Here is a 24,789-nt window from a genome sequence, read left to right on the forward strand (position 1 = left end):
AGCCTAGTTATTTACCAGCGTCAGACCGCTTGGCAGTGCATCACCGAAGATACGTTTTGATTCGCTCTCAGATAACTCTTTGACTTCTTCAACCAATGATACCCAAGATTCAGGTACCTTGCTTTGCTTCAACTTAGCCAATACCTGTTCACGGTAGTCGTCTGAGATATCAAATAGGCGGTCACCCGTCTTACGACAAATCATTACGGCTGCAAACGCGATCATTGGCTCTTTCTGCCAGTTCTGCTCTAACAGCTTAGGCAACCACTGTTCCGCTTGTTCACGAGGAACGACGTTATGCTGACTGCCATATAAAGGCGTACGTGATGCCAAGCGACCCATTGCCCACCAGTGTGCTTGTTCGAACTGGTTATGGTTGATGGCTTTGCTCAAGAACCACGTTGCCAATAGAACCTTGTCTTCGACTTCTAGATGCTCCAGAGAGGCTGACAAACGTACCATTGATTCGTAACCTATATCTTGTGCCGCTTTAGCGGATTGTGGGTTTTTCATCGCACCAGGGTGGAGATATTTCGCGATGTCCGCCAAGATGGTTTCTTGTTGCTCTTGGCTTAAACCACCTGCGATACGACGCCAGAATACCCACCAGTCAGTCCAACCTTGATGGTTCTTAAACTGAATGTTTTGCTGGTAGAGACCCCAAACTTGCTCAATGCGCCATGAGTCGGTTGGATCGCCAAAGCCCGGACGCAGTGCAAAGCCCGCCAAACGAAGCCAGTTTTTCTCGTGTTGTTCAGAACGACGGCGACGCTTACGACCTTGTGCAAAGGTATCAAACAGTTGACGTAGGGTAGTGAAATCCCACTCGTCCCGTTTGCCAAGTTTCTTCTCAAGATCTTTGGCTAAGGTTTTGATCTCTTTGCTTTCCGCGCTTTTCTTATTACCGCTGTAAAGGCGAGCGATCAGCTCCTTACATTCGTTCAGTTTAGGGTGAAGCTTAACTTGCTCGCTGTCGTCGGTTTGCTTGTTACGAACTTCGAACTCCAGTTCCCAACGTTTGCTGTCATCTTCTGCGCTGACACATTCCATCTTAAGTGTGCCGACTTCAGTCAACTGACATGCCAGTTGTACTTCTACGCGCTCTTTTTGGTTGGCTTGCAGTTCGGCACCTTCACCTTCAAGGGTGGTGATATAAGGCGGAAGAGGGGCAAATAAGTCAGGATCAACGTCCACCATCACACCGTTTTGAATAGCGATGTTATTGGTTAAGGTGTCGTGGGTAGACGTCAGCAGGTTAAAGCGAACGGGTTCACCTAGGGTAAGCGAGAAACGACGACCACTTAAGCGGATCTCATGACCTTCTTCTGTACCTTTTGCAAGCAAACAGAGCGCTTTGCCCATCTTGTTCTTCTCTTGAAGGTGCAAGAAGTAAGAACGCGCTGCACCACCACCAATTTTTAGCTGTGCACCACGACGTGCTTTACCAAACGCAACAGCACCTAGTGCAACAGACCAATCTGGATGTGGGTTATCTAATACCGTAACCGGAGCGCCGCGCCAATCGGAAAGGAGGGTAGTGACTCGCTCAGTCACAAGTTCACTGTTGAACACACCACCGTTAAGAAGCAAACCGACTGGAATTGCATTTTGTTTGTCGTCTTCAATGCCGAGAGCGGCACGAGCAACTTGTTGGTGCTGAGTTAAGAACTCAGCAACGTGTTTGCTCACTGCTGGGTCAGCAACGTATGGAAGACCAAACTCGACAACGGCGCTGCGGCGCTTGTCTGGTACTTCACTGAAATCAGAAAGCGGGAAGAAGCCATCCAAAGCGATTTGGTGCACTTCTTGTTTGCTCAGCCCAATACTCTTTGTTCCGCCAAGAAGTTTCGAGCCGCTGCCTAGCATGGTGATTTTTACTTCTTCAGGTGCACTCGCTGAAAGTAGGTTCTCTTTCGCCTTGCGAGTTTGCTGAATCAGCTTAGTTAGGCTTGCTGCAGTGAGCTTCTTACTTTGGTTGAAGCGGCTCTCTGCAAGATGTGCTAATGCTAAGTCGAGGTTGTCACCACCAAGCATCAAGTGCTCGCCAACACCAATACGATCAAGGGCTAGTTCATCTTGAGAAGAGAAACTTGCTTCAATCAAGCTCAAGTCGGTGGTACCACCACCCACATCGCAAACAAGGATTAGTGGCAGATCTTTTAATTCGTTAGCCGCGGTTTGCTGGTGGCGTGCGTACCAGTCGTAACACACCGCCTGTGGCTCTTCAAGCAAGACGATTTTTTTCAAGCCAGCAAGCTCGGCGGCTTCAAGTGTCAGTTTACGTGCGGTTTCATCAAATGATGCCGGAACGGTGACAACTACGTCTTGGTCTTCGAGTTTGTTACTTGGATGACGGTAGTTCCATGCTTGACGAATATGATTGAGGTAACTTGCGCTGGCAATAACTGGCGAGACTTTATCCACGTCTTGCGCACCAGCCCAAGGAAGAATATCTGAGTTACGATCAACCGCTTGGTGTGAGAGCCAGCTTTTCGCGCTGGATACCTGACGACCTTCTACTTTCGCGCCTAATTCGCGAGCCCATTCACCAACGATGACATTGTTAATGTCGCCAGCAACAGGTTCGTTGTCCCAAGGAAGAGTGAGGTCAGAAGGGGAGATTTGACCTACAGCTGGATGATAGCGGAAAGAGGGCAGAAGTGGTTTACGAACGACTTCGCCCGGACCAATCAGTTGGTCAATGTCAAATAGGGATACTTCGGATTGTTCAAGGTTGTCGGTTATTTCACAGTAGGCCACCACAGTGTTTGTGGTGCCAAGGTCAATACCAACAAGAAAACGAGGAGATGCCATACAAAACCAAACCTTCGTGTATTTAAAAACGGCACCCGATTGGATGCCGTTTGACTTCTAATTATTGTTCTTCGTTTGAGTCACTTTTCGCGTCTTCGCGCACATCGAACTCAACATGCCATTTTTGCCCGTTATCTGCGGCGATGGCTTCTAAGTAAAGCGTGCCAAGCTCTGTGACGCGAGAAGCAAGAGTTACTGGAACCACTTCACCTTCACGACGACCTTCAGATACAGGCAGCGTTACTTGGATTTCTGGTAGCTCTTCAAGCTCTTCTGGTGCCCAGTAGTCAAGGTGAGTACCTGCTAGGTCATCACGACGAACGGTTGAGCCGAAGAATTGGAAGTTAACTGGCTGACCGATGATCAAACCAAACTCTTGGCTTGGTACGTCAACGCTTGAGCCTTCTTCCATGCCAAATGGTGCGACACAAAGTGCTTCCATTGGAGGCGCCATGCCCGGAATCGCTGGCATTGCACTTTCGATACCCACGTAGTACGCCGAAGCAATACCACCGCGGATACGCACACCTTGACCACGACGCACAGAGCCGTAGTAAGCCGCACCGCTAGCAACCGCAAGGTCTAGATCCACACCTGTTAGGCGTTTTGCCATTTCTGCATCTGCTTCTAGTAGCCATTCGTTGATCGTGTCTTCTAGACGAGTTGCTAGAAGTTTCGATTTCAGAACACCACCGTTGAATAGGATTGCGGTTGGCTTGATGAAGTCAGCTGATTGGGCTGCATCCGCACCTGGCATACCAGGCATGTTAGCGAATGGGTTGAAATCTTGAGCTGCTTCGCCGCCATATCCTGAAGCGGAAAGGGCATTAGCTTGCTTAGACAAGAACGCTGCAATGTGACGAGTAATGCCCGCATCTTGTGCGTAAGGCAGACCCATTTGCGTTAGTGCACCACGGCTACGTTGAACAGGGTGGTCCGTAATCGCAACTTGAGGGAAGAAGCCGTCAACCAGTGTTTGTTGTACTTCTTCTTGAGTCAGTTCTGTTTTTAGCGTTGCGCCAAGCAGTTTAGAACCACGGCTTGGTACCACGATTGGCACTGACTGAAGCTCGCTGTCGTTCAATAGCGCTTCTTTAGCGTCACGACATGCGTGCGTCATTGTCTGAACTTGCCATGGCTGTAGCTCTTTGCCTTCTTGCGCTAGCTTCATCTTCAAGCGGTACGCAAGTGCAAGGTCCATGTTGTCACCGCCAAGTAGGATGTGTTCACCTACCGCAATACGGTTCAGAGTTAGGTTGCCGTCGTCTTCAGTTACTTCAACCAAAGAAAGGTCGGTTGTGCCACCACCGATATCGACTACAAGCACGATGTCGCCAACTTCAACTTCGTCGCGCCATTTGTCGTTACTGTTATCGATCCAGTTGTAAAGCGCAGCTTGTGGCTCTTCTAGAAGCGTTAGGTGCACAAAACCAACGTTGCGTGCTGCTTCTGCAGTTAGATCGCGAGCAGCAGGATCAAAGGAAGCAGGAACCGTAATAGTCACGTCTTGATCGGCAAGGTTGTGATTTGGATTGGTGTGATTCCAAGCGTCTTTTAGGTGCTCTAGGTAAAGCTCTGTCGCACGAAGAGGGGATACTTTTTCCACTTCTTCTGGGCTACCTGCTGGTAGGAAGGCATCACGACGGTTCACACCTGCGTGGCAAAGCCAAGATTTCGCACTTGCCACAAGGCGAATTGGTGTTTTTGAACCTAGGTTACGTGCAATTGCACCAACCAGCGCTTTTGGCTCGCTCGACCACGGAAGAACGCGTGATTGCGGGTTCATTTCGTGCTCGTGTGGTTGGTAAAGGAAAGAGCCTAACTGGCTACGAGTCTCTACCGTACCCGGCGCAGTCAACTGCGGGATTGGCATCACTTCAACGCGAGCGTCTTCGTTGTGTGTATCAACAAAAGACATAACACAGTGTGTTGTACCTAAGTCGATACCAACACTGAATTTAGGCGTCTGTTGAGTTTCAACAGACGCTTCTTGAGAATGGTTTTCTTGGTTCATGTGTTCCATTACAGCTCAACCTCAGCTGGAGCGATCACAGATGCATCGTAGTTCTCAGCAAGTTTAGGCAACGTCATTGATGTTGCTTTCCAGCCTTTGTGAACTAGCGTGCCGTTGAATGGCGCGCTGCCTGTTACGTTGCCAGTTAGGCGGATTTCTTGTGGGTTGAAGCCTTCTTCAACCGTAATGCGAGTTTCTTCGTCTTCGTTACGAACGTGCGCTAGCGTCACGTAGTCGTTCAGTACTTTCTGACCGCCAGTGTGGATTACGCGAGCAGCTGCGCCTACTTCTTCATCAGAGAATGACGTTAGGTCTTCTTTTAGGAAGTCAATCAGACGAGCTTCTTGTTGCATGATAGAAAGCAGCTGCATTGCAGAGTCCGTTGATGCGGTTGCAAGTTTTGATTCAACTTCTACAACACGCTCTACGACTTTCTCTACTTCCACTACTTTTTCTACTTCAACGATCTTCTCAACTGGTTTCTCAACCTCGACGATTTTCTCGACTGGTTTTTCTACCACTTTCTCGACCACTTTTGATTTGCGCGACACTGCAACTAGAAGAAGCAAAACGCTCGATGCGGTTAGGCCTGCGTGAAGCATATCGAACGTTTGAGGAATTAGGTTCAAATCAATGTTCATGACGTTTTTTCTCTTTCTATTGATTTATTGGTGCTCAGTATTGGCTCATATTTGTTCACTAAAACGATCGTCTTTGCGATCTTGCACCAAGTTTAGACATTAAAATGATGACGGATGATAGCATATTCGAGGCTTAAGGCTGTAATAATTCGTGACTATACCGTACGAACAGAGTGAAAAATCGACGATCAGACTCCCCAATATAGGTTGTTGCTTGATGTTTGTGCATTGCTAACGCAGTATTTCAATAGATCCCGAAGTTTAACTTACGGAAGTATCAAAAATTACGATATGACACAAAGCACCGCTCATAAGAGCTTTATAAAACGACATTCAGACTCTATTTTAGCTTTTTTGGCGACTTTATGTGTCACTGCTGGTGTAGTCGGTGCTGCTTATACAATGCAGCAACGGTATACACAGACGACGTTTGATACTTTAGCCGACCGACAAGCAGAATCACTTAAAGCAAACGTCGAGAATGATCTAAAGTTCATTGGTGCGGGCGCAAACTTTTTCCATTCGATTGAGCGAAGCTATTGGCCATCGTTTCCCATGTATGCGGAACAAGTGATTAATAGCTCGCGAAGTCTCATTGGACTTCAATGGATGCAAAAGGTCGAATTTGAAGATCTTGATGAACATATTTTAAAGACCCGTCAAAAATTTCCAAACTTCCAACCGTTTACCGTTCCTAAAGATGGTCCCAAAACCTACGGGTACATTTTTGAACACAATGAGCCAATTTTCATCGCGTCGGATATCTACCCAAGAACACCGGAAAACCTTTCTCTATTGGGTTTCTATTTTTCGCGCAAACGCTTCGATTTAATCTTGGATGATATTTCCGAAAATGGGCGAGCGAATGTCTCGGATAAAGTTCGCTTACTGCAAGATGGTTATGACAAGTCCATACCTAAGACTGGGTTGCTGGTGTTCCATCCAGTGTTCGACTTCGAGAACAAATATTTATTAGGAGTAGTGACCGGCGTTATCCGAAGTACGGTTTACTTTGAGGATTTGATTACGAAAACCGCGACGGAGCTCGATATGTCGGTGCGCGTAGAAGACTTGGGATTCGACGCAGCAGATGACCCTGTTCTCTTTCAAAGTGCTAGCTGGGATAACATTCGAGGAACCGTTATAAGCCGAACCATTCAACTGCCTAACCGTGAATGGCGTATTGACTTTAAGCTTTCTGACGCAGTCTCAGCTTGGGAGCGTTCTATTTTAGCGGGCACGACGCTAGCCGGATTGGTAATCGCCTTTTTGATCAGTTGGATTGTGAATTTACAGTCTCGAGAAAAAGAGCGCTTAGCGGTCATGTTGGAGCTCAAAACCGTTGAATTAAAAAGAATGGCAGAGCGAGACCCTCTAACTCAACTACTGAATCGCCGAGCATTCAACGATCATTTGCTTAATCAGGTAAACAAAGGTGTTAACTTCGCCTTGGTTGGTTTTGATATCGACCACTTCAAAGTGATTAATGACAAACACGGCCATTTAGGTGGAGATGAAGCGTTACAACATGTCACTAAGCTGGTCAGTGCTAATTTAAAACCGGGAGATAAGTTTTACCGAGCTGGTGGTGACGAGTTTTGTATTATTTCTAAAGTCATTGATAGAGCAGTGCTAGAAGCTTACCTAGAAAAATTACGGAGTGTTGTGGCAAGTACGGCTTTTGATTATGGTGATGCGTCAATCATCTGTACGTTGAGTATCGGTGCGGTTATCCATAAAGAAGAAGATCCTGAGAGCTTGTATCACAAAATGGATAGTCAACTCTATTTGAGTAAAAAAAACGGCCGTAATAATGTGTCGATCGGCGATTAAATGGGCGCACAAATTCGAGTTTTACGCCGTGTTACGATAGAATCGCACGCTTTAAATTTTTATGTTAGGAACCAAGGCAAACTATGAACCATAACCGTATTGTATGCTTCGATTTAGAAATGTGTTGCTGGAACGAAAATGGCGTCGGCAGCACGGGTGAAATTATCGAAGTGGGGTTAGCTGAAATAGATTTGTCTAAAGGTGAGATAGTCAAGCGTGCTCAATACTACGTGAAACCAGAACACGATGAAGTGTCTCTGTTCTGCGCTGAGTTAACGGGCATCACACCACGTAAGATTGAAAAACAAGGACGCCCACTAGAAGAAGTGCTTAAATCCATGGTTAAGAACTTCGGTGGTCGCAACAAAATCTTTGCATCTTGGGGGCGAGATGACCTCATTCTTCTAGAAGAGTGTAAGCAAAAAGGTATTGAAGCACCGTTCACAGAGTTCATCAACTTAGCGACACTCTACCGTATTCAAAATCGTCTTAAAGATAAACGTATAGGCCATCGAGCCGCTCAAGAAGCAAAAGGAATAGACTGGGAAGGGCGTCAACACTCTGGCTATGTAGATGCATACAACTTAGCTAAGCTTGCTTTGACCATGTTTTAGTTATTCGAACCTAGCTAGCTTGTAATTAAATTATCATCCAACCATTGTTGTTTTGTCATGCAGTCTGTTTAGTGTGGAAAGAGCTAAACACATACCTTGACCAGTACTTTAAATAACAATGTCGTTGGCTTATTGAAAAACGCGCAGAGAGCGCGTTTTTTTATGGCTACAGAAGCGATATCTGTTGTCATTCTAGGGGTAGCTTAGAGTTAGCCAGCGACTTATATACTCATCTCGTTACTTTACTGAGACTGTAACTTCGCTCGAATGAACTCGCTGTGATCAACATAGAGTAGCTCTGCTGTTTTACGGATCACCGCGTCTTCTAGCGGGTCAATTTCGCCGTCTGCGTAAGCGACTTCCCACATGCTTTTGATTAAGTTGTAACGAGTTTCTTGAGTCAGTTCTCTTAGTTGAGAGGTAAAGTCGTACAGCGAAGCGGAATCTTTTATTTTCTGTTGCGCTTGCTCTAACAAAGTATTTGATTCTTCTTCATTTAACGAAAGCAGTTTCATCAATAAAGAGCGCTTTGTTTCTTGTTCTCTATCATCGACACTATGGTCTGCGCCAGAAACTTCACAAAGCAAACACGCGATAGCCATGTTAGGGGAAAGTGTGTTGGTTTGGCTTAAATCAGAGCCATCAATGAGTTGTTTAAATAATGATGTGAGAGAATTAAACATAATGAACACCGAGCTATTGTTTATTTGGTTAACATGGTAATAAATACGGAAGATCTCAAGGTGCGATACCAAATTTAGCACGCCGTTGACATTTAAGAACGGCCACTTTCTCCCCAAAAAACCTAAACTCCTGAGTTAGTTCAAGGTGACTTGCCTCTTACAAAGGGCAAGTCATTTTGGGATTGATACTCAGCTTTCAGCACGTGTCGGTGGAAAATGAACTTCGTCACCATCACTCGTCAGAATACTAATTTGACTTGGTTTGCCTTCATCATCAAGGCGTAGCTCACCAATGGCACTATGGTTAACCAAGCGATAAAAGTTGTGCGTACTTGGTGCGCGTTTGTAAATCTTGAGTCGTTTACGTTTTGTGAACCAGTTTAAAGGTGAGCGAGGGCTGTATAGCAGTCTATCTAGGCCATCACAAATATTGAGCAGTTGTGTAGGGAACTGATTTTTAATTCCACTACAGGTGATTTGATAGATATTCGGACTGTTTTTTCGATAGCGGAGCTTAATATCGTATGCAAAAGAGTAGTGTACGTCGCCAGAGAGAATAACAAAGTTAGTTGGTGTCTTTGTGTGTGTGAAAATACTAATAAGAGTATTCGCACTTCCGGGGTGAGCCATCCAGTTTTCAGCATCAACCATCAATGGTTTACCAAGCATGGTCACCACACGTTGTAGTGCTTCGATAAATTTCACACCAAACATTGGCGCGGCAGAAACAATAACAACCTTGTCTTGATGCACGAGCTCCTGATGGAACTCAATCATCGCTTCCCAGTCCATTAAGCCAGAAGGTTTGTTCATTTTAGACTCAGAACGCCAGCGTCTGGTTCGTGTATCTAGCACGACAACTTTTGGTGTCGTAGGAATGGTGTAGTGCCAATTCTCAAAGCGATACAAATATTGAATAAATGCATCTTGGGTTTGCGAGGTTCGCTCATCGATAAAGCGTTGAGCGAGGCTCATAAATTCATCATTGAATTTTTCTGGCGCATTTCCCCAACCTTGGCAAAGCCAGTAAGCAATCAAGCTATTACCGATAATGCGTTTTGCAAACGTGTTGCTGTATGCGGCTTGTTCCCAGCCTATGGTGAGATTCCAATCGTCGGTGACATCGTGATCATCAAAAATCATATAGGTTGGAATGTGAGCGAGTAAGCGTTGAACCTTGTCCAGACCTGCGACGAATTTATCAATTTGTTTTTTTTCTTCGCGCCATTGCTGCTGCCATTTGGGTTCAAGAACTTCTCCGCCGACAGTAAATTCGTTTTCTAACAAACGATCCGTTCGAACAAGCTTCCACAAGGTCGGAGACCAAACCAATAAGTACATTGCAAAGCACTCAGCAAAGCTTATTAGGTGATTCTCACACTCTTTGGCGCTGAATATTGGTGTCCCTCGGTGTGGAAAAAACTTACTTAGTAAACTGTCATCACTCACATAATGAGGCAACAATTTATCTCGACCATAATAGCAAGCAGGGTGTTGGTAGAGCTCATTGGTATTTTTTATCGGAGCTTGATCGAATTCTTCGCCTGGCAAACCCAATAAAGCTATGACTTGCTCAATGGCATCGAGAGTGGGGCCTGCAACATGGTCTGCATAGATTTGATCACCACTCATGATGAGCATATCCGGTCTTTCTTCAATGGATTGAGACGCGATTTTATGATCCGCAGCGACCAATGTATCATCACTGAAGTGATGGGGATTACGGCAAGAGCCATGTAGGAGATAATCCGCTTTTTCACTAACGAGGAACTCAACACCCAAGTTTGGCGTATTATCTCGCTCATAAGTTAGGTGAGGGAGCAGTTCCGTCACTAATCCATATTGCGTTTTTATTTGATAGCGTAACGCTTGATGGGTTGGAAACTCGCCTTCTAATTTAAGTAAGCAACACCACGCATTGAGGCCGATTTGAAGCTGTTCTTTTTGTTCACTTAAAGGGGCTTGATAAAGGATGGAGGCATTTTCATCCGTAATTTGCACCATACCCTCCAAGCGTTGGGTGGTGACTAGCCAAATATTGATTTCAGTTGCGGTCACTTTACGTAGGATCGGACCTGCAACGACAAGAGGAAGTGAAGAAATTTCAGTCGTGTTCATCAATGCTGGCAAAACGGCTCCTTATGTGTCAGCTTCTTCTTCTAATATTTCGATAACTTGCGAGCTACTAAGTTCATGTCCCATAAGGAACAAACCAAGCATCGCATCGGCTTTTGACGCGTTATCACTGTCTTCATCCAAAATTTGCTGAAGCCGAGTTCTAATTAGGTCGATTTCGTGTTCGACGAAGCCACGCCCTTCTTCGTCACCTTGACCATCTTCTGGTGCATTATCAAAGTGCAAAAACAACATGTCACCATCGAGTTGAGTCCCTATCAACCTCTCTGGCAGCCATGCTTCTCCCATCACAATGTCTGGGTCTGTATCTGCGGGTAAATGATTCAAGGTAGAGATGAGTTCTGATGCTTTCACTTTTTACTTCATTATGTTTGATTTAGAACTAAGCTAGAGTTTAAGCGCTTGTTGTAATGGTAAAATATTCGCAAACAAGCTCACCTAGTCGTGCAATATTAATATGATCTTGGGACTCAAACTGTCACGAGGATGACAACATTTGCCATTGTAACGGCTATCATCAGCAGAACATAAGCTTTTAATGGCAAATCATTGATGTTTGCCTGCTTCTCAACCAACATTTTTCGAACTCATGAAGAGATTAATTCTAACAACACTCGCTTTACCTTTAGCTGCGGCAGTTTCTTCTGCGCATGGTGCAGACGAACAAACGTGGGGGATTGCTGCGATGTATCGCACAGCATCGATTCCGTTTTACACCGCCGATAATGACTCTACGGTGAGTACATTTGTACCAATGATGTTCTTTGAAAACGAACATGTGTATATCAATGGCATTGAAGGTGGCGCTTTTTTGTATAACGAGAGTTATTCCGACTGGCGCGCGAGCGCACTCATGCGATTGAGATTTGTCGATATTCCCATGTCGCTACAAAATGCTAATGAAGGGGACAGAGTCGATTTCGGTGGGCAAGTGCGTTATAGCATTAACGACACTTGGCGCGCAGAAGTAGAGTTGATGACGGACGACGAACTCCAGTTTCACTCTAATTACCGCCTTGCTGCCAATTATGTATTTGGTGATTGGGAATTAGAGCCATCGATTACGATTCGATACAAAGACGCTGATTTCAATAGTGAATATTATTCCTTTAAGGATATTACTGGCGAGAGAATTGGAGCTGGACTTGACACCAATCTTGGTATTAAAGCTCGTTACCATGTAACTTCAAATTTGTATTTATTGGGTGAGACGAGTGTTACTCGCTTAGATGATAACGCCTACAACAGTCAGCTTGTAGAAGATCGATATCAGGGAGAAGTGTTTGTCGGTTTTGGCTTTTTCAACGATAAAAGCAAAGCTCCGAAACCAACACTGAGCAATAAAGCATACCTACGTATTGCGCATGGTTGGGCGACGCCTTCGAACATCGGTGAAATATTTAGCTTTGAGAGAGAAAAAGACCCATACGACAATCAACTTACTTCATTGTTTTATGGGCATCCATTAACGGATGAGCTGTTTGGTTTTCCTCTTGATATTTATTTAACTCCAGGGTTGGTTCATCACTGGTCGTCCAGTGTTCAGTCTGCGAGCACAGAATACGTCATGGCGATTAAGGCTTATTATACGGTTAATTGGCCTACGACTTGGCGATTTGGTGTAGCGGAAGGTGTGTCATACATTGATAGCATTACCTATATTGAAGGCACAGAAATGGAAGACAAGGGTTATACACCAAGCAAGTTGCTCAACTACCTAGATTTCTCGTTTGATGTCAATGTAGGCGATCTCTTCAACCAAAAGAGCTGGAACAATATGTGGGTGGGCTATTCATTGCATCACCGCTCGGCGATTTTTGAAAGCGCTTCCCAGTTTGGGCGAATTAAAGGTGGGAGCAACTACAATACTATTTATTTCCAGTTCGAGTTTTAGCGCATCGCGAGATGCATATAGGTCGGATTTGCAACTGACTTATTTATCGCCCATTATGAGTAAAGATGAATAATACTATGCTGCTTTCAACGAGAAATTTCGTATATCGTGCCAGAGTTAAGGCTGTTTGTGATGCATCTGATGAATCGGATGGCATGAGCACCATGAGTATCGACTCCTCATTCAATATTCAAATTGAAGCGATAAATTGTACTAACTATGAATTTGCTAAACGCTTTTTTGCCATTCACGGAGAAGGGCATTTGGAGGGAGATGAATGGTTGGTGTTGTACGTCAACTCTCTTGACGTTAAGGCGGGAGACAATATAGAAATCCGTAGCGATGTCGCGTTTAATGCGATGATCGAGAATATGATAAGCGAAGCTGAGCGGTCTTTAGAAAAAGTCTACCTCGATGCAATACGCAACTTGGAGAAAGTGAATCGTCTTTGACGATGTAAGAGACCCTATAAATACGTTCAAGGCATCAGGATCCAAAAAGGGATTGGCGCGAACCAATCCCTTTTGTATTCTGGTTTATTCTAACTTACGCCATTGTTGCAAGTTGGCTTTGCGCTTCTGAAATGCCTTTTGCAGCCGCATCTTCACCCATGTTTAGCGCTTCTGCGTAAACAAATTCTACATCAGTGATTCCTACAAAACCCAGTACAGTGCGTAGGTATGGCGTAACGTTGTCAGTTGGTGAATCTTTATGAATACCACCACGAGTCGTTACTACAATCGCCTTTTTACCTTCAATCAAACCTTGAACGCCGTTTTCTGTGTATTTGAATGTCACGCCTGCACGAGCAATCAAATCAATCCAGTTTTTAAGCTGAGTCGGGATGGTGAAGTTGTACATTGGAGCGGCAATAACCAAAGTGTCTGCGGCCTTTACTTCTTCAATAAGGGTGTCAGACAAGTCGACCACCGCTTGCTGTTCTTGTGAAAGATCTTCCGTAGCGCGCAGTGCAGTCGCAACGGCGAAGTCCAAAACAGGTAGAGGGTTTGCAGCCAAATCACGAACAGTAAGCTTGTCTTGGTCTACATTTTTGATGAAGTTTTCAACCAATTTGTTTGATTGAGAGTAATCGCCAAGGATGCTTGATTTTAGAGCTAGTACACGAGACATAATGGTTATTCCTTAAATAAGTGCTTTCGACTATGGGAGCTATTATAAGCAACGTAAGTGAGTTCAAAAGCCTAGCGATTCGCTGAACATGTTCGAAAAAATTGAATGAGCTTTCGGTTATCTTGTTACAGATCTTGTGTGATACAATCCGCGCAGTTTTTGTAATGAAAAGAATAGGAAACGCTTTGACTTCGTCACAGCCCCCAAAAAAGAATCTAGCTGAAGAGCAAGCGACACCGTCAAATGGTGCGCAAAAAGCGACAGCGAAACAAGCTCAAACACCTCAGGCTCAAGTGAATAGTGCTGCATCTCTGCGTAAAGCGCTGAATCAGTGCATGATGCGCGACCGTTTCCGCTTGAGTAAACGTATTTCTGGTGCAAGCAAAATTAAGAAGGACGCAGCGCGTAATGCTGTGTTCGACGAAATCGCATTAGACATCGCCCAATCCATGATGGTTGTGGAGCAACGTAGTAGCTACAAACCAACGATTGAATACCCTGAAATTCTTCCAGTCAGCCAAAAACGCGACGATATTGCGAAAGCGATCGAAGAAAACCAAGTGGTTATCGTCGCGGGTGAAACCGGTTCAGGTAAAACCACTCAGCTACCCAAAATCTGTGCTGAGCTTGGTCGCGGTAAATTTGGTCTGATTGGTCATACTCAGCCTCGTCGTCTTGCAGCGCGTTCGGTTGCTAACCGTATTGCCGAAGAGATGGAAACCAAGCTTGGTGAGTTTGTTGGTTACAAGGTTCGATTCAACGATCAGATCTCTGAAAATACCCAAATCAAATTGATGACGGACGGTATCTTGCTAGCTGAAATTCAGCATGACCGTTTCTTGAATCAATACGACACCATCATTATCGATGAAGCGCACGAGCGCAGCCTCAACATCGATTTCATCTTGGGTTACTTGAAAGAGTTGCTGCCACGTCGTCCTGATTTGAAAGTGATCATCACGTCGGCAACCATCGACCCAGAACGCTTCTCAAAACACTTCAACAATGCACCAATCATTGAAGTATCGGGTCGTACTTACCCAGTAGAAACACGTTACCGCCCACTAAGCGGTGATGACGACAATGATCGTGACCAGCTTGAAGGCATCTTCGAAGCGGTAGATGAACTGTGCGATGAAGGTTTAGGTGACATCCTGATTTTCATGAACGGTGAACGTGAAATCCGTGATACCGCAGATGCATTGTCCAAACGTAATCTGAAGAGCACGGAAATTGTGCCGCTTTACGCGCGTTTGTCGGCAGGTGAGCAGAATAAGATTTTCCAACCTCACACTGGTCGCCGAATTGTACTGGCAACCAACGTGGCAGAAACCTCGCTAACTGTTCCGGGCATTAAATACGTTATCGACCCGGGTACGGCGCGTATCAGTCGATACAGTTACCGTACTAAGGTTCAGCGTCTTCCAATCGAGCCAGTTTCTCAGGCGAGTGCGAACCAGCGTAAAGGTCGTTGTGGTCGTGTGGAAGAGGGTATCTGTATTCGTCTGTACTCAGAGGAAGATTTTGAGTCGCGCCCAGAGTTTACTGATCCTGAAATCCTGCGTACCAACCTAGCGTCGGTTATCTTGCAAATGACGGCACTTGGTTTGGGTGATATTCAAGCGTTTCCATTTGTGGAAGCACCGGATAAACGTAACATCCAAGACGGCGTACGTTTGCTGGAAGAGCTTGGTGCGATTAACTCTGAGGTAAAAGACCCGAAAAAACGCCTGACTTCCATTGGTCGCCAATTAGCGCGTTTGCCAATCGATCCGCGCTTGGCGCGTATGGTATTGGAAGCACCAAAATATGGTGCGCTTAAAGAAGTGATGATCATTGCAGCGGCCTTGTCGATTCAAGATCCACGCGAGCGTCCTTCCGACAAACAACAATCGTCAGACGATAAACATCGTCGCTTCTTCCATGAAGAGTCGGACTTCCTGACATTTGTGAATTTGTGGGAATACATCCAAAAGCAGCAAAAAGCCTTGTCTAGCAATCAGTTCCGCAAACAGTGTAAGCAAGACTATTTGAACTACTTGCGCGTTCGCGAGTGGCAAGACGTGTACTTCCAAATTCATCAGTCGATGCGTGAGATGGAGTTCAAGCTTAACGATGAGCCCGCTTCTTACCATGGCGTACACAGTGCCATTTTGGTTGGTTTGCTGTCGCACATCGGCATGAAAGACCAAGAAAAGAATGAATATCAAGGCGCGCGTAATGCTCGTTTCCATATCTTCCCTGCATCAGGTCTATTCAAGAAACAGCCTAAGTGGATCATGTCTGCTGAGTTGGTGGAAACCTCAAAACTTTGGGGTCGTATCATCGCAAAGATTCAGCCAGAATGGATTGAACCGTTAGCTAAACACCTTATTAAACGTAGTTACAGCGAACCACATTGGTCGAAGAAACGCGCTGCGGTGATGGCGCACGAAAAAGTGATGCTTTACGGCGTACCAATCGTACCGAAACGCTTGGTCAACTACGGCAGTATCGATTCGACCGTAAGTCGCGAAATCTTCATTCGTAGTGCATTGGTTGAGGGGGAATGGGAAACCAAACACGCGTTCTTTAAGCAAAACCGTAAGCTTCTGCAAGAAGTGGAAGAGCTTGAGCATAAATCTCGTCGTCGTGACATCTTGGTGGATGATGATGAGCTGTTTGATTTCTATGACCAACGTGTTGGTACTGAAGTCGTTTCTGGCAAACACTTCGATACGTGGTGGAAAAAGGCATCTAAAGAAAATCCGGAACTGCTGAACTTTGAAAAAGAGATGCTGTTCAAGGGTGATGCTAGCCATGTGACCGATTTGGATTACCCGAACTTCTGGCATCAAAATGGTTTGAAGCTCAAATTGAGTTACCAATTTGAACCAGGCGATGATAGTGACGGTGTCACAGTGCATTTGCCGTTGCCGATTTTAAACCAAGTTGAACCAGCGGGTTTTGATTGGCAGATCCCAGGTTTACGCCATGAGCTTGTGGTTAGCTTGATTAAATCGTTGCCAAAGACAATTCGTAAGAACTTTGTGCCTGCGCCAAACTATGCCGATGCATTCTTAGCACGTGTCACGCCAATGGAAGCTCCGCTGCTAGATTCATTAGAGAAAGAGTTGCGACGCATGACGGGCGTAGAGGTACTGCGTGAAGACTGGAACTTGGAACAAGTACCTGAGCACTTGAAAGTCACGTTCCGCGCGGTTGATCATCGAAATCGTAAACTGAAGGAACATAAAGACCTTCATGAACTGAAAGAAAGTTTGAAAGACAAAGTTCAAGAAACGCTTTCCAAAGTTGCGGATGACGATATCGAACAGCAAGGTCTGCATACGTGGAGTTTTGGCGAATTGCCGAAAGTGTATCAACAAAAACGTGGCGGCTACGATGTAAAAGCGTATCCGGCGCTTGTTGATAGCAAAGACAGCGTTGAAATCAAACTCTACGAAACCGAATTTGAGCAGATCACCGCAATGCGCGCTGGCCAGCGTCGTTTGATTTTGTTGAATGTACCGTCTCCAATTAAATATTTGCACGCTAACTTACCGAACAAATCGAAGTTGGGGTTGTATTTTAACCCTTACGGCAAGGTGCTTGATCTGATAGATGACTGCATTGCCTGCGGTGTCGATAAGCTTATTGAAGAGCAGGGTGGTTTAGTTTGGGAGCCAGAGAAGTTCGAAGCGTTGAAAGAACACGTTCGTGCTGAATTGGGTGACACCGTTGTAGAGATCGCTCAACAGGTTGAGACTATTCTGACCACGGCGTTTAGCATCAATAAGAAGCTAAAAGGCAAGATCGACTTCACAATGGCGTTTGCTCTGTCCGATATCAAAGCACAAATTGAAGGCTTGATCTTCAAAGGCTTTGCAACGGAATGTGGCTGGAAGCGCTTGCTGGATATTCTTCGCTACATGCGCGCGATAGAGCGCCGTATGGAGAAGTTGCCAATCGATCCAAACAAAGATCGTTTACATATGCTGAAGATTGAATCTGTGACTCAAGACTATAAAGAGTTGCTGAACAAGATCCCGAAAGGTGTGGCCATTCCTGAAAATGTAAAAGAAGTGCGTTGGATGATTGAAGAACTTCGCGTGAGTTACTTTGCTCAACAATTAGGCACTCCTTATCCTGTTTCTGATAAACGAGTCAAAAACGCGATTGATGCTTGCTAATCAACCAGTAAAATAGTGTCAGATTTGTAATTATCGCTTAAGAAGTTGCTGGTACACTAATTGCTAGTAACTCAATAAGCATTATTTTTTAGTTCCGGGAGGCAATAGTTCGCCTCCCTTTATTTGTAGTACCAACGACTGAGTTATGCAGACGTGGGAATAATAAAGAGTAAAGGTAGATGATGAAAAAAACTCTATTAGCAGTGGCGCTACTTGGCGCATCTTCTGCGGCAATGGCGGATTCTTGGATTTACGGTGGTGCAACAGTAGGTCAGTCTGACTACAAAGGTGAAACGGACACATCATACTCTGTTCACGTTGGTACAGGCATTCTACCTATCATTGGTGTTGAAGCTGGTGTAACACAACACGGTGAGTTCAACGTAAATGGTCAAGACACTAAGCTAACTTCTTACTACGCAGCACTTAAGCCAAGCATCGACTTCGGTCCGCTACACGTGTACGCAAAAGGTGGTTTCCATCAGTGGGACAAAAAAGTGAAAGGCGGCAAAGACGATGACGATTTGGACCTAATGTACGGTGTGGGTGCTGAGTACTTCATTTTTGGCCCAATGTCTGTTGGTGCTAGCTACATGAACTACACTGCTGGTAAAGACGATATCAGCACGTTCTCTGTTAACGCAACACTACATTTCCTATAAGCGTCAAGCTTTCTAACACCATATGAAACACACCGGCTTTATGTCGGTGTTTTTTTGTCTGGAAGTCACAAAACAAAAGTTGAACATAAATTATTCACTTTTAGAGTCTTAAAATGCCTATGCTTTCCAATATATAGTGGCGATTAAATGCGCATATTTGCGTAATGTTTCGCTTAGGAATCGATCAGGAAGGGATAGTATGAAAAAAACACTCTCGTTATTCGCTCTAACGTTGTGCTCAACGTCAGCAATGGCTGACTCTTGGATTTACGCTGGTGGTCAAATTGGTCAGTCCGATATCGACAGCGAAAATGATACAACTTATGGTATTCATGTCGGTACTGGTATTTTGCCATTCATTGGCATTGAAGCAGGCTACTTTAACCACGGCAAAGTGGATTTATCTTTGAGTGGCAGCAGGGGTAGTGCTGATTTTGATTCATTCTATTTAGCGGCGAAACCTAGTATCGACTTCGGCCCGTTACACGTTTACGCAAAAGGCGGCATCAATGCATTCAACGTTGATTATGACGGCGGACTGAGAAATTTAGACAAAGATGATGGCGTCTCTTACATGTATGGTGTTGGTGCCGAATACTTCTTGCTTGACAATGTGTCTGTGGGCGCGAGTTATCAAGCGTTTGGCGTGGATATTGAAGGCGATAGCGATACCGTTAGCAGCGTAACAGGGAACATCACCTTCCATTTCTTATAACGCTCGCTGGATGAAAGGTTTGCTGATTTGGTTTCGTCGTTAATTGTGAAACCAAATCAGCGCAGGTCTTCTCTATTTGCGCTGTGACTGGCTATGAACTTAAGTCTTTCTTGTGTCTTTTCTAGTCTACAACCTACGACAAAATCAATCGTTAGACCTCATAATTTTTGTGTTGATATTATTTCCCCTTCATCTGTCTCGAATTGAGCTTAAAATGCAATAAATCACGACTTTTTGCAAAAATATGTGATTGCTGCTAAAATTTGTCCCGCTTTAAAACTTTAGAGTTCAAATTAATGGAGGGCGGTATTGGAGTTCTTCTCACCTGAGGGGCGTTTCAAATTCACGTTAAATTTGTATTTATGGATAATGCATTTAAAAAATATAGTATTGATACAACCGATTATCAGGTTGGACAGGATAACGTTCAAAAGTGGGGATTCGATATACATAACCCGGTTTTTGGCATTAGTGCGGGGCTCGTTGTTTTCTGTCTGATTTCACTTCTTCTTGTTGAGCCAACCACTGCTCGTGACGTATTAAACGGTCTAAAAAACGGAATTATCGAACAGTTTGATGCGTTTTTTATGTGGTCGACAAACTTCTTCTTATTGTTCGCCGTTGCTCTTCTTTTTTCTCCGCTAGGTAAAATCCGCTTAGGTGGCAAAGAAGCAACGCCGGATCACTCAACCGTTTCTTGGTTGTCGATGCTTTTCGCCGCGGGTATGGGTATTGGTCTTCTGTTCTGGAGTGTGGCTGAGCCGACCGCGTATTTCACTGATTGGTGGGGAATGCCACTTAACGCAGTACCATACACCGAAGAAGCAAAATCCCTTGCGATGGGTGCCACTATGTTCCACTGGGGTGTGCATGGTTGGAGTATTTACGCACTCGTTGCACTAGCATTAGCGTTTTTTGCCTTTAACAAAGGTTTACCACTTTCATTGCGCGCGGCGTTCTATCCAATTTTTGGTGACCGTGCATGGGGTTGGTTAGGTCACGTTATTGATATCCTTGCCGTTTTGTCGACGCTATTTGGTCTTGCAACGTCGCTAGGTCTAGGTGCTCAGCAGGCGACCAGTGGTATTAACCATGTCTTTGGTCTAGAAGGCGGCATTGGTACACAAATGATTGTGATCACCTTCGTTACCTTTATCGCGGTGTTATCAGTGATTCGTGGCATTGATGGTGGTGTTAAGCTACTGAGTAACGTCAATATGGTGGTTGCGTTTGCGCTGCTTATTTTCATTACCTTCATCACGTTTGATACGGCGTGGAGCTCGCTACGCGACACAACAATGGCTTACATTGAAAATATTATTCCATTGAGTAACCCTCACGGTCGTGAAGATGAAACTTGGATGCACGGCTGGACGGTATTCTACTGGGCTTGGTGGGTATCTTGGTCACCGTTTGTTGGTATGTTTATCGCGCGTGTGTCTAAAGGTCGTACGGTTCGAGAATTCTTATTCGCAGTCATCGTTATTCCTACAGTTGTTACTTTGATTTGGATGTCTGTGTTTGGTGGTATCGCGCTTGACCAAGTGGTGAATAAAGTTGGTGAGCTAGGTGCAAATGGCCTAACTGATATTTCATTGACTCTGTTCCATGTTTACGATGCGCTTCCGTACAGCTCAGTGATTTCAATGCTTTCTATCGTGCTGATTCTGGTATTCTTTATTACATCGTCAGACTCTGGCTCGCTGGTTATCGATAGTATTACCGCCGGTGGTAAGATTGATGCACCAGTACCGCAACGCATTTTCTGGGCGTGTATTGAAGGTGCAATTGCAGCCGTAATGCTTTGGGTTGGTGGTAAAGAAGCCCTGCAAGCATTGCAATCAGGCGTTGTTGCAACAGGATTACCGTTTACTTTTGTTCTGCTGTTGATGTGTGTCAGTTTGGTGAAAGGGTTAAGAACTGAACTGCCAGCTTACAAATAAATACAACGCGATCCATGATTGAGTTTAAATGCCGAGCCTAATGTGCTCGGCATTTTTTATTTCTACTTTTCTTTTCCAATAATTTCGTTACAGTTTAGGCTTATTTCCACCTCATTAAACTGCATTATGTCACTGGCTAAACTCATTCTTATTCGTGGACTTCCGGGTTCAGGTAAAACAACCTTAGCAAAACAACTGGCAATAGAGCTTGGTGCTAAGCATTTTGAAGCTGACATGTATTTTGAAAATGATGAAGGTGATTATCACTTTGAACCGGTTCAATTACCTCAAGCGCATGAGTGGTGTTTTCAGCAAACTAGAAAGTGGTTGAACAAAGGGAGAGTCGTGATTGTGAGCAATACGTTTGTTCGACATTGGGAGATGAAGCGTTACATGGACTACTGCATGAAGAAGCGCATCGAGGTGGAAATTAAAGTGTGTCACGGAGCGTATCAAAGCATTCATGACGTGCCACCAGCGACGATAGAAAAGATGCGCCGCCAGTGGCAAGAGTGACCGTTACCAGAACCGGAAGTTATTGACCTCGTCCGTCAATCATCACAACGAATGTTTTGCTCATGATTGAAAGGTCCATTGAAATCCAAGAGTAAAACGAACCTAAGCTTAGTGCGTAACTGTGGTCAAACCCAACTTTGCGTCTTACATCTTCAATGCATGCATCATAGCCTTGGTTAACCTGAGCTAAGCCTGTGATACCCGGTAACACGCCATATGTGCGCTCTACAAAATAGGGGATTTCATCTTCTAATTTCTGGTAGAAAGCTGGGCGTTCTGGGCGCGGCCCAATCATCGACATTTCACCTCTCAACACATTAAACAGTTGAGGTAGTTCATCTAAACGCGTTTTGCGTAAAAAGCGTCCTACTGGCGTGATGCGGGGATCATTTTCAGTTGCCCATACTGCGCCAGAGCGTTGCTCTGCATCAATATACATGGTGCGAAACTTCATGATTTGAAAAAGATCCATTTTTTCTGGTGTGCAGCGTCCTACTCGCAATTGGCGATAAATCACAGGGCCTTTCGATGTGGTTTTGATCGCTAGCGCGATAAATGGGAATAGTGGTGCAGTGACGACCAAAATAAGCATTGCAACCAGTACATCAAACGTTCTTTTTGCGTGGCATACATTTGAATCGTAGCGTGAGTTTTTCATGATGCTTTCCTTATTGGTTGACGCGTTTCCAACGTCCATTTTCCATTCCGAGCAAATACTTCATACCGCCGATAAAGTTGGCGAGATGACCAATGACGATGTAGCTAATCAGCTTAAAAGGTTTAATAGTGTTAAGTGCTGGCATTAAGTAAGTAATAAGCGCGATGCTGTAAATACCAACTTGTGCGAACAGCATTACTTGAAACAGCGGATTGTGTGCCAGTAGTAGTGAGCAAATAAAGCAAACAATCATCAAATAGGGTGTTGCTAAGCGCAGAACCTTTCCCGATAGAAATGCAAAGGCAGTGCCACGATAACGAGGTAGCAGTAATTTCTTTAATTGCATGAGCTGCTGCATGTTACCCGCTGAAATTCTTAGGCGTCGTTTGAAATCTGCGTCGTCTGAGCTTTGTTCGAGCTCAAGAGCCAGCATGTTTGGCTCGTAAATAGCGCTATAGCCTCGCAAAACGATTCTCATAGGGAGAATAAAGTCGTCATTAATGGTGCTAACTTCCAGTGGTTCAAATAAGTGAGTTCTGAAAGTGTAAAACGCACCGTGGGAACCAATCGTTGAACCTAACAAAGATTCTTGGTGCTTTACTCGAGACTGGTATTGCCAATACGCCGCTTCACCTTGGTTATCAGTGCTCATTATTTGATATGTTGCGTTAACCACTCCAACGTTCTCATTTTGATAATGCTGACTAGCTAGCAATAGAGAATCGCAAGAAATCAATGCCGACGTGTCACTCAGTGCGGTAATGTCCGAGCTAACATGACGCATTTCTTCGTTGAGTAGGGCAACTTTACCGCGATTGACTTGGTGATCATTAATAATGAACAGAGTATCAGAGCAGATTGCTTCTTGAATTGTCGCTTGAGCAATCTCGGCTGTGTTATCTGTGCAGCCATCACATGCGATCACTACTCTTAATTTATCCCTCGGGTAGTCTAGGCTCGCAAGGTTACGGATCTTCTCTGCTATCCATTGTTCTTCATTGTAGGCGGGCACGATGACAGTAATAGAGGGTAGCTGGCTGTCTGTTTTGGAGGCTTTGTAAGCTCGCTCTACAAATGGTGCTTTGGTTTCGTCTTGCTGTTTTAAAGGAAGCCACTTAAGGAGCAGTGGGTACCCAACGTGATGATAGACAATCAAAAACGCGGATAAACCAAACCCTATAATCCAAAGTAAATCATTCATAGCTAGCCTCCTTGGCCAAACGTGAGTAGCGACTCACCATGTCTATGATATCAAAGTGTTTGAGAATAAAAGTTCGAGGAGAGCGGTGTGATGATTCCAGTTGCTGTGATAACGCTTCGGCCAACGAAAACACGCGATTTGCTTCAACCAGTGTGCTGTTGTTCGGACAGAGCGTCTCTTTCACGCCGCCAACATCCGTCGCGACGCAAGGAATGTCACATGCTTGAGCCTCGAGGGTTGAGAGAGGAAATCCCTCTTGAAGTGATGGTAAGCAAAACAAGTCTAGGCTTTGGTAAAAGCTGGGCATATCGTCGACCAAGCCTAAAAAGGTTACTCGATCTTCAAGTTTTAACGTTCTAACTTGTGCTTCCAATTGAGCTCGCTGAGAACCATCTCCAGCAATGGCTAGGTGTGTGTTTGGCGTAAGATGAGAGAATGCTTCGATAAGCACTTTATGGCCTTTAACTGCTTCTAGACGCCCGGCAACGCCAATCACGATTTTGTCGGTTGGAAGTTCAAACAAGTGTCTTGTTGCCGTTTGGTCACCGCTTTTAAACTTCTGACAGTCAATCCCGTTATGGATAGTACAAACTTTGCGATACTTTAACTTAGTCTGTATTTGATGGGCGACAAAGTTAGCATCGGCAACTACTTGCGGGCGAATCATTTTTAGCAGTAGGGACTGCAGTCGAGCTGATTTTTTGTTATTAAGGTGCCATGCGTCGTGCTCGGTATGAATCACTACAGGTACGTGCGCTAAACGTGCAGCAATACCACCATACAGAAGTGGGCCGATATGATGGGTGTGGACCACGTCAGGCTTAAGTCCTTTGAGCATGGAAGTCAGCGTACTGATGGTTTTTCCGCTGAATCCAGGTTTCTTATTAAGAAAGTGCAGTTGGCCTTGGTAGGGCAATAGTTTTTGCCAGCCTTGTAGTGCATGTTCTTTGCTTCCTTCTAAGCTCACGACAAAAACGGAATGGTTTGGCTGCGCAAAACGAAGCATTTCTAGTACGAGCGTTTCTAAACCACCAGGAGCTAAGTGTTGCACGACGTGTAATATCACTTTTTTGCTGTGCTTAGTGTTATTGTGTTTTTGTCTGAATTCCATTTTCAAACCCTCGTTGAGTTCTTTGTTTATTTAGGAGTTGCAGACTGCGTG

Annotated in this window: 19 protein-coding genes; 9 read left to right on the forward strand and 10 right to left on the reverse strand. The window is 44.9% G+C overall.

What is annotated here, in order from left to right; all coding sequences use genetic code 11:
* Nucleotides 1–3: 3 nt before the first annotated feature.
* The 3 genes from R7P72_RS06835 to R7P72_RS06845 form a co-directional block, all read right to left on the reverse strand.
* Nucleotides 4–2,814 carry an Hsp70 family protein gene (locus R7P72_RS06835; RefSeq protein WP_005377690.1) on the reverse strand — a complete coding sequence of 937 codons (2,811 nt, stop codon included), beginning with the start codon at nt 2,812–2,814 and terminating at the stop codon, nt 4–6.
* 61 nt (nt 2,815–2,875) lie between these two features.
* Entirely contained in the window at nt 2,876–4,837 is a 1,962-nt protein-coding gene (locus R7P72_RS06840) for an Hsp70 family protein (RefSeq protein ID WP_005377689.1), read from the reverse strand.
* On the reverse strand, nt 4,837–5,469 hold the full coding sequence (locus R7P72_RS06845; RefSeq protein WP_017634945.1) for a DUF2760 domain-containing protein: 633 nt from the start codon (nt 5,467–5,469) through the stop codon (nt 4,837–4,839). Before R7P72_RS06845 ends, R7P72_RS06840 begins: the two co-directional genes overlap by 1 nt.
* Before the next feature lie 291 nt (nt 5,470–5,760).
* On the opposite strand from R7P72_RS06845, the gene R7P72_RS06850 reads away from it, so the two are divergent.
* Nucleotides 5,761–7,302, forward strand: a complete 1,542-nt coding sequence (locus tag R7P72_RS06850) for a sensor domain-containing diguanylate cyclase (RefSeq protein WP_213907240.1) — start codon at nt 5,761–5,763, stop codon at nt 7,300–7,302.
* Between the two features lie 83 nt (nt 7,303–7,385).
* Nucleotides 7,386–7,916, forward strand: coding sequence for a 3'-5' exonuclease (locus R7P72_RS06855; protein ID WP_005377684.1), 531 nt, complete (start codon nt 7,386–7,388; stop codon nt 7,914–7,916).
* A gap of 242 nt (nt 7,917–8,158) precedes the next feature.
* Here R7P72_RS06855 and R7P72_RS06860 read toward each other — a convergent pair whose 3' ends face one another.
* From R7P72_RS06860 to R7P72_RS06870, 3 genes are all read right to left on the reverse strand, one after another.
* On the reverse strand, nt 8,159–8,599 hold the full coding sequence (locus R7P72_RS06860; RefSeq protein WP_017820644.1) for a TerB family tellurite resistance protein: 441 nt from the start codon (nt 8,597–8,599) through the stop codon (nt 8,159–8,161).
* 189 nt (nt 8,600–8,788) lie between these two features.
* Complete coding sequence (locus R7P72_RS06865) at nt 8,789–10,729, reverse strand: alkaline phosphatase D family protein (RefSeq protein ID WP_171344683.1); 1,941 nt, start codon at nt 10,727–10,729, stop codon at nt 8,789–8,791.
* A gap of 9 nt (nt 10,730–10,738) precedes the next feature.
* Nucleotides 10,739–11,089: a hypothetical protein gene (locus R7P72_RS06870; protein ID WP_005377676.1), complete on the reverse strand. Its 351-nt coding sequence runs from the start codon at nt 11,087–11,089 to the stop codon at nt 10,739–10,741.
* 235 nt (nt 11,090–11,324) lie between these two features.
* Here R7P72_RS06870 and R7P72_RS06875 point away from each other — a divergent pair, with 235 nt between their 5' ends.
* Both R7P72_RS06875 and R7P72_RS06880 read left to right on the forward strand, forming a co-directional pair.
* Nucleotides 11,325–12,629 carry a MipA/OmpV family protein gene (locus R7P72_RS06875; RefSeq protein WP_213907241.1) on the forward strand — a complete coding sequence of 435 codons (1,305 nt, stop codon included), beginning with the start codon at nt 11,325–11,327 and terminating at the stop codon, nt 12,627–12,629.
* Nucleotides 12,630–12,694: 65 nt separating this feature from the next.
* A complete protein-coding gene (locus R7P72_RS06880) occupies nt 12,695–13,081 on the forward strand; it encodes a hypothetical protein (RefSeq protein ID WP_017820647.1) in 387 nt (128 codons plus the stop codon).
* A gap of 94 nt (nt 13,082–13,175) precedes the next feature.
* Here R7P72_RS06880 and R7P72_RS06885 read toward each other — a convergent pair whose 3' ends face one another.
* Nucleotides 13,176–13,760 (reverse strand): FMN-dependent NADH-azoreductase, encoded by a 585-nt coding sequence (locus tag R7P72_RS06885; RefSeq protein ID WP_017820648.1) that lies wholly within the window; start codon nt 13,758–13,760, stop codon nt 13,176–13,178.
* A 185-nt stretch (nt 13,761–13,945) separates the two neighbouring features.
* Between R7P72_RS06885 and hrpA the strand changes: the two genes are divergently transcribed.
* The 5 genes from hrpA to R7P72_RS06910 all read left to right on the forward strand — a co-directional run bounded on the left by hrpA (nt 13,946) and on the right by R7P72_RS06910 (nt 21,768).
* Entirely contained in the window at nt 13,946–17,932 is a 3,987-nt protein-coding gene (gene hrpA, locus R7P72_RS06890) for an ATP-dependent RNA helicase HrpA (RefSeq protein WP_318110394.1), read from the forward strand.
* Nucleotides 17,933–18,114: 182 nt separating this feature from the next.
* Complete coding sequence (locus R7P72_RS06895) at nt 18,115–18,594, forward strand: outer membrane beta-barrel protein (protein ID WP_021033871.1); 480 nt, start codon at nt 18,115–18,117, stop codon at nt 18,592–18,594.
* A gap of 199 nt (nt 18,595–18,793) precedes the next feature.
* Complete coding sequence (locus R7P72_RS06900) at nt 18,794–19,309, forward strand: outer membrane beta-barrel protein (protein WP_005377661.1); 516 nt, start codon at nt 18,794–18,796, stop codon at nt 19,307–19,309.
* A 362-nt stretch (nt 19,310–19,671) separates the two neighbouring features.
* The gene (locus R7P72_RS06905; RefSeq protein ID WP_005377659.1) at nt 19,672–21,252 is read left to right on the forward strand and encodes a BCCT family transporter; all 1,581 of its coding nucleotides are present in this window, start codon (nt 19,672–19,674) and stop codon (nt 21,250–21,252) included.
* 126 nt (nt 21,253–21,378) lie between these two features.
* Nucleotides 21,379–21,768 (forward strand): ATP-binding protein, encoded by a 390-nt coding sequence (locus R7P72_RS06910; protein ID WP_005377656.1) that lies wholly within the window; start codon nt 21,379–21,381, stop codon nt 21,766–21,768.
* Nucleotides 21,769–21,787: 19 nt separating this feature from the next.
* Here R7P72_RS06910 and R7P72_RS06915 read toward each other — a convergent pair whose 3' ends face one another.
* From R7P72_RS06915 to R7P72_RS06925, 3 genes are read right to left on the reverse strand one after another with little or no spacing between them, the layout of a single operon-like run.
* The gene (locus R7P72_RS06915; RefSeq protein WP_005377654.1) at nt 21,788–22,426 is read right to left on the reverse strand and encodes a sugar transferase; all 639 of its coding nucleotides are present in this window, start codon (nt 22,424–22,426) and stop codon (nt 21,788–21,790) included.
* 10 nt (nt 22,427–22,436) lie between these two features.
* Nucleotides 22,437–23,627 (reverse strand): glycosyltransferase family 2 protein, encoded by a 1,191-nt coding sequence (locus tag R7P72_RS06920; protein WP_033905250.1) that lies wholly within the window; start codon nt 23,625–23,627, stop codon nt 22,437–22,439.
* Complete coding sequence (locus R7P72_RS06925) at nt 23,620–24,738, reverse strand: glycosyltransferase (RefSeq protein ID WP_042522926.1); 1,119 nt, start codon at nt 24,736–24,738, stop codon at nt 23,620–23,622. Before R7P72_RS06925 ends, R7P72_RS06920 begins: the two co-directional genes overlap by 8 nt.
* Between the last annotated feature and the right edge of the window lie 51 nt (nt 24,739–24,789).

It is taken from the genome of Vibrio sp. Vb0888, from assembly GCF_033338835.1.
Classification (GTDB): Bacteria; Pseudomonadota; Gammaproteobacteria; order Enterobacterales; family Vibrionaceae; genus Vibrio; species Vibrio alginolyticus.